The following is a 12976-nucleotide window of genomic DNA, read 5'->3' as shown; positions in this document are numbered from 1 at the left end:
CAAAATAAATTTCTTCTATCTTTTTTGAAATATAAAAAAAAAATATCTGAGCCACTAATAATATGCTTAGGTCCTAAACAGAAATCTTTATTTGGATAGGAGAAAGGATGAAATACAATGAAAAAGAAAATAATTGTTACTTCAGCTACTGGTATCATGCTATTTTCAAATTTACTTTTACCAAGTGCCCAAGTACTAGCTACCCAAGAAAATCTCTCATCAACTAATACTCAAGTTATTCCTAAAGCCTCAACGCAAAGTTTTACATTAAAAGGCTACGATAATACAACTTTTGCTCAAATCAGTGTTGCTAACAGTAACCTTCACTTGCAAACCTTCGCTGTTCAACCACATTGGGGCTTCTATGGAGATACTTACGCAAGTTTACAAATTAAGCGTGGAACACAAGACGTCTACAAAAAAAGCTTTGTCGGCAACCAAAAATTGACAGCTGAACAAAAAGATATTCCTTTGCAGGATGGAGATATCGTAACAATCACTCATCGTGAAGCGAATGATACTCGTTTTGCTGTCAATGACCCATCATTAAAAGGTAATACTTCTGGCGATTACACTTATGTCGTTAAAAATGGCAAATTAAGCAATATTACTTTACAACTAGCAGAAGCGACAAAAGCAGTCAATGATTTATTCAATGGCGACACACCTAAACTGGGCATCACCCAAGAACAAGCAGATGCAGCAGCGGCTAAACTTAACGCACTACCAAATTATCTGCCCCAACTTGGTCAATTATGGAATAAGCTAGAAAAAGCTTACAATGCTATCAGTGTCCATGCTGAGACACAAGGTTTCACCCTAAAAGGTTACTATGATCGAACATTTGCTCAAATTAGTGTAGTGAATAGTACTCTTCACTTACAAACAATGGCCGTTGAACCACACTCAAGATTTTATAGTGATATTTACGCAAGTTTACAAGTTAAACGTAGAACACAAGTGGTTTATCAAAAGGACTTTGTCGGCAATCAAAAATTGACAGCTGAACAAAAAGATATTCCTTTGCAGGATGGAGATATCGTAACGATCACTCATCGTGAAGCGAATGATACTCGTTTTGTTGCTACAGATCCTTCTTTAAAGGGCAATACTGCCGGCAATTACACCTATTTTGTTAAAAATGGCAAATTAGAAAACATCACTTTGCAACTGGCAGAAGCAACGAAAGCTGTCAACGAGTTGTTCAATGGCGACACACCTAAACTGGGCATTACCCAAGAGCAAGCAGATGCAGCAGCAGCTAAACTTAATGCACTACCGGATTATCTAACTCAACGCGATCAGTTATGGAATAAGCTGGAAAAGGCCTACAATGCCATCAGTGTTCAAGCTGAAACACAAGGATTTACCTTAAAAGGTTATGATAATACAACCTTTGCTCAAATCAGTGTTGCTAGAAGTAACCTCCACTTACAAACCCTCGCTGTCCAACCACATTGGGGCTTCTATGGAGATACTTACGCAAGTTTACAAATTAAACGTGGGACACAAGTGGTTTATCAAAAAAACTTTGTCGGCAACCAAAAATTGACAGCCGAACAAAAAGATATTCCTTTACAAAATGGGGATATCGTAACGATCACACATCGTGAAGCGAATGATACTCGTTTTGTTGCTACAGATCCTTCTTTAAAGGGCAATACTGCCGGCAATTACACCTATCTTGTTAAAAATGGCAAATTAGAAAACATCACTTCGCAACTGGCAGAAGCGACGAAAGCCGTCAATGCTTTATTCGATGGCGAAACACCTAAAGCTGAAAATACACAAGAACAATTAAACACAGCTTTAGAAAAAATCAATGCTTTACCTAACGGATTAGCTGAACGAACAGCTTTACAAAAAAAATATGACCAAGCTTATCTTGCATTAAAAACCTATAAAAAAACGATGTTCACCACAGCATATCCAGGAAATACTGCTGCTGCAGGAATTTTAATGGGGAAAGATCATGATCGTCAAGATTTAGGTATCCAATTAACAAAAGGTGCAAAAATTACCATTAGACAAACGAATCCAAAATTCACTTCAAAAATGACGTTGCGTTTATTAACCAATAATTCAAGTACTGAATCTGCTATTGATTTCACAACAAACAATGTCACACTAACTGCTAAAGCTTTAGCAGTACCATTTGTTTATACGCCATATAATCAAGAAAATGGGGAAAAACCACAATTAGAATTTACTGTAGAAGGACAAAAAATCCTATTACCAGTCTTTAGTAAAAATGGGGATATCGAAGCATTTAAAGATACTTGGAATCAAACAAAAGGTTATGGATTGATCAAAGGAAAGAGATTTCAAACTTTCTTACCTGAACAAAATCGCAATCAAGCTTTAAAAGTGGACCTCAACCGTCTAATTGATAAATATGATAATGATATTATCGGATCCTATAATGAATTATTAGGTTTATCTGACAATGACCCAAATCCATTGAACCGTTCTTCAGAACGTAGATATTTCTATAAAGCAGATGCTTCAGGTGCGGGTGCTCTTTATTATGGTGGCCTTTGGGCAGCACAAACTAGTACGTCTGGCGACGCTTGGTTAGGCGATGGTTGGGGAGTGCTTCATGAAACTGGTCACGGCTATCAAGGAAGCTTTATGAACAAAGGAATGGATGTCGGTGAAGTTTGGAATAATCTATATGGTGTAATTTATAATTACAAACACATGGGTAAAACTGCTGCCGATAAAAATTCTTGGCTTTATGATTATGGACACAAACAATCCATTGAAAATGCATTAAAGAATACAATCAATAGTGCTGATCCAAAATTCAATAGTCAAGATTTACGTAAAAAATTAGTCATTCTTTCAAACATCGTTGATAAAGCAGGAAATGAAGGCTTTACAAATTTCTATACAAACTACCGAAAATTTGCTAGTCAGTCAGGATTCAATGCCAATAACTATCCATTACCAGATTTGATCACAACTGAAATGGGTGCACCGAAGAAAGTGGACTTTTCTGCTGTCTTAAATGCTTGGGGCTTATCAGTATCAGAAAAAGCGAAAAAAGCAGCCGCAGATAATGGCTACCAACAAGTGGCTCATTTGGCACAAGTGGTTCCTGATAATCGATTAGATGCAGCGATTCAACAATTGACACAAAATAATCGTCTAAGTTCCGTTTTATCTTTAGTTACAAATGAAGAATTAAAACCATTGAATCTAACAAGCAACGTTACATTGAAGTTTAAAGATGGCAACTTGTTCGAAGGTATGAAATTGCGTATTTTAGATGGAAATAAACTTTATAAAGAAATTACTTTAGGTAGCGATCCAGTTACGATCAACAACATGCCAAATGGTGTATACTCTCTTGAATTGGGAACAGACACTGGTTATATCCAAAAACCATATCTTTTTGTGAAAGACAATGGTACAGTAACTATTTCATTAAATAACTATCTCAAAGAAGCCACAGAAGCTGTTGACCACTTATTCCAAGACAATGATCATTCGAAAATCAAGACAAATCTGATGCAAAAAGATATTGATCAAGCCAAGAAAAAAGTAACGGCTTTACCAAACAGTAGCCAAAAAGATAACTTATTGACACGATTAAATAATGCTTTTGATCAATTGCAAGAGTTTACTTTCAAAGGATTAGGAAACTTCCATTTTGCTTCCTTTGACGTAGCAAATGGCGTAGCAACCGTACGTACAATAGCTGGTACTCCGCATAGTTACTTCAATGATCGCTATGCAAGTATCACTATTTCACGTAATAATGAAACGCTCTATCAAAAAGAATACATTGGAGATCGTCATTATGATGCTAAAACGGATACGATCAATTTGAAGGAGGGCGACACAGTTACTGTGACACACCGAGAAGCAAATGCAACTCGTTTAGCCATCAATCATGAGAACTTGAAACACAATACAAGAGGAACATACCATTACGATGTACGTAACGGACAATTAGTTCTAAGAAAGTAAAAAATGTTATTAAAAATTCTATACTAACTATTTTACTGAAGCTGGAGCAACGATTGCGGCTCTTTGTCAATCATGAAGAGACTGGGACAAAACTTGTCTCAGTCTCTTCTAGTATTTCTAAATACGAATAAACGGTGAGATAAAACTAGTATCTTCGGAAAATTTGAGGAGCACCAAGCAGGTAACAATCAACATCAAAAACTAGTGTTTGTATTTCTTGTCAATTTTCGGAAATTCTTTCTTATTTCTTGATACTGAACAATTTTGTCTCAACCTCAAATTATAGAGTCACTATTGCCCCAGCCACTTTATTAAGGATGATTATTTTATGAAACGATCACGCAATCAAAAAATTGATCACTTGAGAGCATTAGCAATTTTGTGTATCATTCTTGCTCATACAGGATTACAAGGAATCCTGTTCAATTTGCGTTGTTTTGATGTGCCATTAATGGCCTTTTGTTTAGCTATTTCTTATTACTATAGCAGCAAGAATCTCTCCTATATTTCCTATGTCAAAAAAAGATTCACTCGTTTAATGGTTCCAACTTATATATTTCTGGCGTTATTATTTACATCACTTTTTTTCATTGCTCAGATTACCGATACACCTTATCAATTTAATATTTTTTATATTTTGCACGCTTTTTTCATGGATACAGGTTATGGTTATGCTTGGATTATGCGAACGTTTTTTCTTGTATCTTTACTCATGCCCTTCCTGTATAAATTGAGCAAAAAATATCAGCACTTTGTGGAAATACTTGGTATTTTCACTTTATTATTAATCCTCCAAATCTTTTTAGTTTATTTGATTCCTTATGTTCCAAGCTCATGGCAAATCCTTTATACTCAACTCGTTCCTTTAGCTTTTGGCTATTGTCCGATTGCTTTACTATGATTACTTGTTTTTCAATTAGACCGAAAAAAACTATTACACTTATCAATTGTTATCTTATGTTACTTAAGCATTAGTTTCTATCTCTACGGACTCCATGGATTAACTTACTTTAAATACCCACCACAGTTGCCTTTTATTTTATATGGCTGTTTCTGTGGCTGTTTCTTATGGTATATGTTAGCTAAATATGAAGGGAATTTCTTCGCCCCTATCAGTAATTATCTTTCTCTTCATTCACAAGAACTTTATTTTATTCATATTTTCTATATTTATATTTATGAGTTTTATTTACCAAAGGAAGGAAGTCTGTTAAACAATTGGTTCTTTAATTTTATCTATTTACTTTCTATGTCATTACTTACGTTGTTTTTGATCAATCAAGGCAAAAAGAAAGTAAAACAAATTAAGAACAAAACACGCCAAGTAGAATGTGACGAGTAACCGCAGAAGCAGGAAAGAGAAATCTCTCGCATCAATTTTCCCTACTGAAAGTCAGCTGTTTAAACGTCTTTTAGCCATTTTTTACATGTGAAAGAGCTTGGGCTGTTCGTTTTTATCCCAAGCTCTTTTGATTTATTCTTCTTCTGCTTCAGGCAATTGATGAAATTTAATCAACTCATTCACAGCCACAGGTACGACTGATAAAAAGCCTACTAACAACCAATGGTTTAAGCTAACATGCACTAAGCCAAAGAGTTCTTGGGTAAACGGTAAAAGTGCAATGATCGTAGTGATGACCAATGAAAGTACCGCCATTTCCAATAACGATTTATTCGTTGCTAAGTTCACTTTGAAAATTGACTGACTGCTACGCACATTGAATACATGGAGGATTGACGAGTATGCTAACACTAAAAAGGCAACCGTCTGTCCCACTTCTTGTCCTGCATCGACCCAAGGGCTAATGGTATCGACATAGCTTCCCAAATAATAACCAAACAGAGTCACGATCGTAAATATAGTCGCATTGATCGCAATTTTTTGTAATAATCCTCGAGCAAAAATCCCTTCATTCTTAGGAATCGGTGCTTCGTCCATGATCCCTTTTTCTGCTGGTTCACGCCCCAAAGCAAATCCAGGCAACCCATCAGCAACCACGTTGACAAACAACAATTGAACTGCTGTAAACGGTGCTCCCCAGCCCACTAGCATCGCAATCAACACAATAAAAATTTCTGAGACATTACAACTCAACAAAAAGTTGATCGCTTTACGAATGTTTTGATAGACGGAACGTCCTTGACTAACCGCATCGACGATCGTTGCAAAGTTGTCATCGGTCAAGATCATATCTGATGCACTCTGTGCCACGTCAGTTCCAGTGATTCCCATTGCACACCCTACGTCACTTGCCTTCAAGGCGGGTGCATCGTTGACGCCATCTCCAGTCATAGCAACCACTGCACCAGTTCGTTGCCATGATTTAACGATCCGGATCTTGTCTTCTGGCGTAACACGAGCATAAACAGAAAGGTCTTTGACACGCTCGTCTAATTCATCATCAGATAGTGCTTGTAGTTCTGAGCCCGACAGTGCTTCGGCTGGATTTGATAAAATCCCTAATTCTTTGGCTATGGCACTAGCCGTAACAACATGATCTCCTGTGATCATCACTGTTTTGATTCCTGCTTTTTTCGCTCGTTTGATTGCTCCTTTACTTTCAGGACGAGGCGGATCAATCATACCGATCAAACCAATCAAACGTAAATCTTTTTCTAATGCTTCTGACGTGATTTCTTGCGGTTCTTCTTCATAAGTAGCATAACCTACCGCAATGACCCTTAAAGCTTTTTTCCCAAAACTGTCATTGACGATCGTGGCCTGTTCAATGTCTCCTGAAGTAAAACGCGAAGCTAGGACGTCAAAAGCGCCTTTCGTAATTGAAATATATTTTTCACCCATTTGATGAACCGTTGTCATCATCTTACGGTCTGAATCAAAGGGTAGTTCTGCCACTCTCGGGTACTTTTCTTCTAATTCCTCTTTTGTGTGATAATTTTCTTCAACCGCTCGTACGATCGCGGCTTCTGTAGGGTTTCCTTTGACAATCAATTCATCATTTTCTTTTTCGACCGTCACATCGGTACAAAGAGCAGCCATCTTCAAGATTTCCATCGCACTGTTGGTCATTGAGTCCTCTACATCAGTCACTTCATCTTCTTTGCTCCAAACTCGGCGGACACGCATTTTATTTTGTGTCAGCGTTCCCGTTTTATCTGAACAAATCACATTGGCTGTTCCTAAAGTCTCAACTGCGGGGAGCTGACGAATAATGGCATGTTTCTTCGCCATTTTTTGGACACCATATGCTAAAGTCAATGTAACGATAACTGTCAATGTTTCTGGTACCGCAGCGACGGCTAAAGAAATGGATGTCATAAACATTTCCAGTAAGGGTTCTCCTTGGAGTTCACCAATAATAAACACTAACGCTGCAGCAGCTAATGCGATAAAACTGATGCGTTTGCCTAGTTGATTCAATCGAATTTGTAATGGTGTTTTTTGAGCAGTGTTGTCATTTAAAAGTCCAGCAATCTTACCCATTTCGGTTTTCATCCCGATAGCGGTCACAATCGCTTTCCCACGACCAGCTGCGACTGTACATCCTTTAAACACCATATTGATTTGATCACCTAAGGCATCATCTTCTTGACTCACATAATCTGCATCTTTTTCGACCGCTTCACTTTCACCAGTCAGTGCCGATTCCTCTACTCTTAATTGCGAGGTTTCAACTAATCGAGCATCCGCCGCAATGGCTGAGCCAGATTCCAAGACCAGAACATCTCCCACAACTAGGTGTTCAGCATCCACTTTTTCAACTTTGCCATCTCGGATGACTGTGGCAGTTTGCTTGTTCATATCCTGAAGAGATTCCAACGCTTTTTCGGCATTTCCTTCTTGTACGATAGCTAATACTGAATTAATGATTACGATCGCAATGATCAACAGTCCTTCAAATAAATCCCCATGTTCGGTGGCAAAGGCAGTATAAAAAGAAATGACTGCTGCTACAAGTAAAATAATCGTAGTAAAATCAGATAAACTTCGTAAAAACTTTTTTGCCAATGACTCTTTAGGCGCTTCCTCAAATTTGTTTTTCCCTTGTACTTGACTTCTTTTTTCTGCTTCTTGGGTCGTTAACCCCTGTTCAATTGTTGTTTTTGTTTCACTCTCCACTTCTTTCACTGTTTTCTTAAAATCATCCATCCTATTCCTCCTTTATTTTAAGCACACAAAAAAGGTACTTATTTTACTATAGCATTGTTAAATTGCCTTATTCAACTATACCGCTTGTTGCTTCTCTAAAATAAGCATATCTCGTGAGCTTCTTTTTTGCAACCGCTAACAAAGTGTGCTATATTATAAGTGTAAGGAAGGAGGATACCATCAAATAAACAAAAGAATTTCTCGATAGATTAGTATAAGCAAACAAAGTTGTTAAAAGGTACAGGTTTCACCAATGAGGTCATGTGAAGTATAATCTTTTACAAATAGTGAATGCGTATGAGGCGTTAGATCATGCAGTATCTAAACCAGAAGTAACATGATACGTAAAAAAGAAGAACATGAATATCTGAAAACTGAATAGAATCAAGAGATGTTTCAACTGTTGAAGATGTAACAAAAACAAGATTTTTTGTTTATCAAGAAGAAATTCAACACGGTACTTTGCATGGGTCATGGAAAGTTACACTTATTTTGTTTATTTGATTCCTTCCGCATACGAAGAGCTGGGCTTATCGAGAGCCCAGCTTTTTTTGTCGCCTGAGTTTATTTATCTTCTGCAAGAAACGAATCCATGTCTCCTACACTTTTTAATTCCAACTAAAACAAAGAATAGAAAAAAATCAGTCAAAGAACCCATTTTTCTAGTTGAGGATTCTTTGACTGATAATTTATAATGGGCAATTACTGCCATTTTGTTTAATCGTATTGAAACAGCTTTTTTATCTTTATTTGACAAACATTGCATCGCCGAAACTAAAGAAGCGATAACGTTCATCAATAGCATGTTGGTAAGCTGCTAATGTTAATTCTCGTCCAGCAAAGGCACTCACTAACATGACTAACGTTGATTTTGGTAAATGGAAGTTTGTTGAAAAGGCCTCTACTACTTTAAATTGATAACCTGGTGTGATGAAAATATCTGTCCAACCACTATCTGCTTTGATTTCACCATCAAATTTAGTTCCAATCGTTTCAAGTGTACGGATCGAAGTCGTTCCTACGGCGATGATCTTGCCCCCATTTTGACGGACTTGATTTAAGCGACTTGCTGCTTCTTCTGTTAGACGATAAAATTCACTGTGCATATGGTGTTCTTCAATCTTGTCCACACTGACCGGCCGGAATGTTCCTAACCCTACGTGAAGTGTCAAATAAACGAGTTCTACCCCTTTTGCTTCGATTTCTGCTAACAATTCTTTGGTAAAATGTAATCCAGCTGTAGGAGCTGCTGCTGACCCGTTTTCTTTTGCATAAACAGTTTGGTAACGATCTGGATCCTCTAAACGTTCTTTGATATAAGGAGGTAAAGGCATTTCGCCCAATGATTCCAACGTTTCAAGAAAAATACCTTCGTATTCAAATTCAATGATTCTTCCGCCATGTTCTAATTCTTCTTTGACAACTGCTTGTAAGCGACCATCACCAAATGTAATTCGTGTACCTACTTTCGCTCGTTTTGCCGGTTTGATCAACGTTTCCCAAGTATCTCCTTCTGTATTTGTCAAAAGTAATACTTCGAGGTGTGCACCTGTTTCAGTTTTTTCACCATATAAACGAGCTGGCAACACACGTGTATTATTCATCACTAACGCATCTCCTGGATGCAATTCTTCTAAGATGTCATGGAAATGTTTATCCGACATTTCCCCAGTTGTACGATCTAAAACTAGTAACCGAGAATGGTCACGGTCTTTTAGTGGTGTTTGAGCGATCAACTCTTCTGGTAAATCAAAGTCAAAATCTTCTGTTGTTAACATATCGTCACTCACTTTCTATCTTCTGCCTTGTCATTCTAACATTTTTACTGTTACCTTGGCAAAAACCGCACTCGAAAAAAGAAGAAAGAGAAACGAACGAACAAACCGATTTCTTGCAAATAATCGTTTTATTTTTTTATAGATTTGATTGCATCATTGATATGATTGAGTTCAAAACGTTCAATTGTGCCTCCAAACTCCACAGTGATTAAGTCATTCAATTTCTTTGCATCCATTTCTTTGACAATCGCTAAGACCCCTTCTTGTCCTTCTGGGATACAGTTAGCAATATAATGAAAAACATTTTTAGATTTTTTCTCTGCATGATGCGCTTGCCCAAAACCAATGACATCGCCAATTGCCCAGCCAAAGATCGCCCCTAATGGACCACCGAGAAAGCCAATGATAATACCTAAAATACTATCACGCCACTCATTCTTTTCGCCTGAAAGATTCTCAAAATCCATCACTGTAAATCCTCTTTCGTCAAACGCGCGTTGAGCTAACATCACTTGTTGAACCTCAACATCTGGTTTTAGATCATTTCTTTTAAGTTTATTGAACACTTCTAAGCAGTGAACATCTTCCACCATGTTGATCACTATTAGCGTATTTTCCGGCTCTACTTCGATGTTTGGATCTAGAGCTAGATCTTCCATTTCATAAAAAGAAGAATAATCATTTAAATCACCTGAAGCAATTTTAGCCATCAACATTTCTGACTTATTGAGTTGATCGTCAGATACTTTTTGAAAGTTGCCCATTTGATCCTTGATTTCTTTATATTGATCTTCCGTCAAGACTTTCCCATTTTCAGTATTTCTATAATATTGTGCCATTGTCTTTTCAGCTCCTTCAAATAAATTGGATAAACATGTTCTACTAAAAAAATACATCAATTAAGTGACACTTTTTTATTTATTTTTTTTGTAATTATAAAATAAATAAATAAAAAAATGCCTGAGTTTCTCACTCAAGCATTTTTTTGTCTTTAACATTTATTTCTTCAAATGATAACTATACGTACTTATCACGATATTTTCTCGCCAAGATAAACGAAGTCTTAATCGTAAACTTGTTTGATTGTGTAAGATATTTTGCCAACGACGGTTTGGTACAAACTGTGGAATCAATACTGTCGTCGTATAGTTTTGTTTTGCGGCATTTTTACTTACCAGATCAACGTAGCGGATAATTGGATTTTCAATGGAACGATAAGAAGAATGAACAACTGAAAAACGGACATCAGGAAAATGTTTCTTAAAGTCTGCTTCAATTTCTTTTTCTTTTGCTATATCTTCATCCAATGACACGTGCATGGCCACCACATAATCCCCGATCGAACGAGCATAATTGATCGCACCGATATTAACACGTGTGACATTTCCTACTAAAACCAGCACGGTATTTCCATCGTAGTCATGTAACTTAGCGTCCGTTTCCAGTCGTAGCTGTTCTGCTACCTTTTTGTAGTGATCATGAATGCGATAGAAAATATACATCACAATTGGCATGATGATAAAGAATGGCCAAATATCACCTAAGCGGTAAACGAACAAAATCGCAATGATCGCATAAGAGATAAACGCACCTGTGATATTTGCAATAGATTTTCCTAACCAGTTCTTTCCTTCTTTTTTCCATTTAACGACCATTCCTGTTTGCGATAGCGCAAAAGGAATAAATACACCGATCGAGTATAACGGAATCAAACGTTCCGTTGAACCATGGAAAATAAATAAGAGAATAATCGAACCAAAAGCTAATGTCATGATCCCATTTGAGTACCCTAAACGATCGCCACGATCTTGATACATATGTGGCATGAACTTATCTTTTGCCAAATTGTATGCTAATACTGGGAATGCAGAGAATCCAGTATTGGCAGCAACCGCCAAGATCAAAGCGGTAGCAAATTGTAATACATAATACAATACGCCATGGCCAAAGACAGCTTTCCCAATTTGAGACAATACAGTAACTTCTTTTTCAGGTACGATCCCATACCAATAGTTGATGAACGTGATACCGACAAAGAAGAAGCCTAAGATCAAAGCCATCATTGTTAAAGTTGCTGCTGCATTTTTTGCTCGAGGTTTCTTGAAAAATGGTACGGCATTACTAATTGCTTCAACCCCTGTTAAAGAAGAAGAACCAGAAGAGAATGCTCGCAAAATCAATGCGATCGACACCCCTGGGATTGCAGCTCCAGGTAAGGCTGTTGCATGTAATGGTACGGCACCAGTAATGATATTAAACAGTCCGACCGCAATTAGCAACGTAATCACAATGATGAACGTGTAAACAGGGAATAGCAAGAAAGAAGCCGATTCCCTTAACCCGCGTAAATTCAGCATCATCAAGAGCAATACGATTGCAACTGAGATTGCTACTTGGTGACCATACAATGCGGGAATTGCCGAGGTAATCGCTTCGGCACCAGCTGACACGGAAACAGCTACCGTCAACATATAGTCGATCAACAAGGAACCTCCAGCGATCAACCCGGCATTTTTCCCAAGGTTTTCACTGCTGACGACGTAAGCTCCTCCGCCTTGAGGATACGCGTGAATGATTTGACGGTAAGAGAGAGTTAATGAAATCAATAGAATAATAACAAACGCTGCAATTGGCAGTGAATACCAAATGGCTGCAGTTGACAAGGCAACTAAAACAACCACAATCTGCTCTGTACCGTAAGCAATGGATGATAGGGCATCCGATGACAGCAATGCTAACGCGGCAAAACGAGTTAATTTATGCTCGTCGTTTTCAGCAGATTTCAACGGCTTACCTACTAACAACCTTTTTAAGTAGTCCAATTTTTTTACTCCTTTACACACATATTTACTTCAAAATTATTATTGTCAAAATTAAAAAAAATTTATCTTAAACAAGATGTTATAGTACGCTCCCATAATATAAAAGTCAATAAACTTTCATAAAATTAATTGAAAAAAATTAGAAAAAAAACAGTATTTTTTTCAATCGTACGTTAAATTAGCAAATGCCTTACATTTCAACGACTTTTTTCCTTTTCTGTCAAAAAATGTAACATCTCACTCATCGAGATTTTTCTTTCCTATTCAATAAAAACTTTTACTTTTCGTAG

At 37.2% G+C, this 12976-nt stretch carries 6 protein-coding genes; 2 read left to right on the top strand and 4 right to left on the bottom strand.

Translation table 11 applies throughout. From position 1 onward, the window contains the following. The first annotated feature begins 117 nt into the window (after positions 1-117). Both AB3H90_RS07835 and AB3H90_RS07830 read left to right on the top strand, forming a co-directional pair. Positions 118-3975 (top strand): putative mucin/carbohydrate-binding domain-containing protein, encoded by a 3858-nt coding sequence (locus AB3H90_RS07835; protein WP_368016508.1) that lies wholly within the window; start codon positions 118-120, stop codon positions 3973-3975. Positions 3976-4303: 328 nt separating this feature from the next. Beyond that, the gene (locus AB3H90_RS07830; RefSeq protein WP_368016507.1) at positions 4304-4876 is read left to right on the top strand and encodes an acyltransferase family protein; all 573 of its coding nucleotides are present in this window, start codon (positions 4304-4306) and stop codon (positions 4874-4876) included. A 573-nt stretch (positions 4877-5449) separates the two neighbouring features. Here the strand turns inward: AB3H90_RS07830 and AB3H90_RS07825 are convergent. The 4 genes from AB3H90_RS07825 to AB3H90_RS07810 form a co-directional block, all read right to left on the bottom strand. Beyond that, entirely contained in the window at positions 5450-8086 is a 2637-nt protein-coding gene (locus AB3H90_RS07825; protein WP_368016506.1) for a cation-translocating P-type ATPase, read from the bottom strand. Between the two features lie 746 nt (positions 8087-8832). Next, positions 8833-9864 carry a tRNA preQ1(34) S-adenosylmethionine ribosyltransferase-isomerase QueA gene (gene queA / locus AB3H90_RS07820; RefSeq protein WP_010736867.1) on the bottom strand — a complete coding sequence of 344 codons (1032 nt, stop codon included), beginning with the start codon at positions 9862-9864 and terminating at the stop codon, positions 8833-8835. Between the two features lie 128 nt (positions 9865-9992). Continuing rightward, the gene (locus tag AB3H90_RS07815; protein ID WP_368016505.1) at positions 9993-10703 is read right to left on the bottom strand and encodes a hypothetical protein; all 711 of its coding nucleotides are present in this window, start codon (positions 10701-10703) and stop codon (positions 9993-9995) included. A gap of 159 nt (positions 10704-10862) precedes the next feature. Then, a complete protein-coding gene (locus AB3H90_RS07810) occupies positions 10863-12686 on the bottom strand; it encodes an amino acid permease (protein WP_010720326.1) in 1824 nt (607 codons plus the stop codon). Between the last annotated feature and the right edge of the window lie 290 nt (positions 12687-12976).

This window comes from Enterococcus sp. C63, assembly GCF_040887215.1.
In the GTDB taxonomy this organism is placed as follows: domain Bacteria; phylum Bacillota; class Bacilli; order Lactobacillales; family Enterococcaceae; genus Enterococcus_B; species Enterococcus_B hirae.
This window is presented reverse-complemented; position numbering and strand designations above follow the sequence as displayed.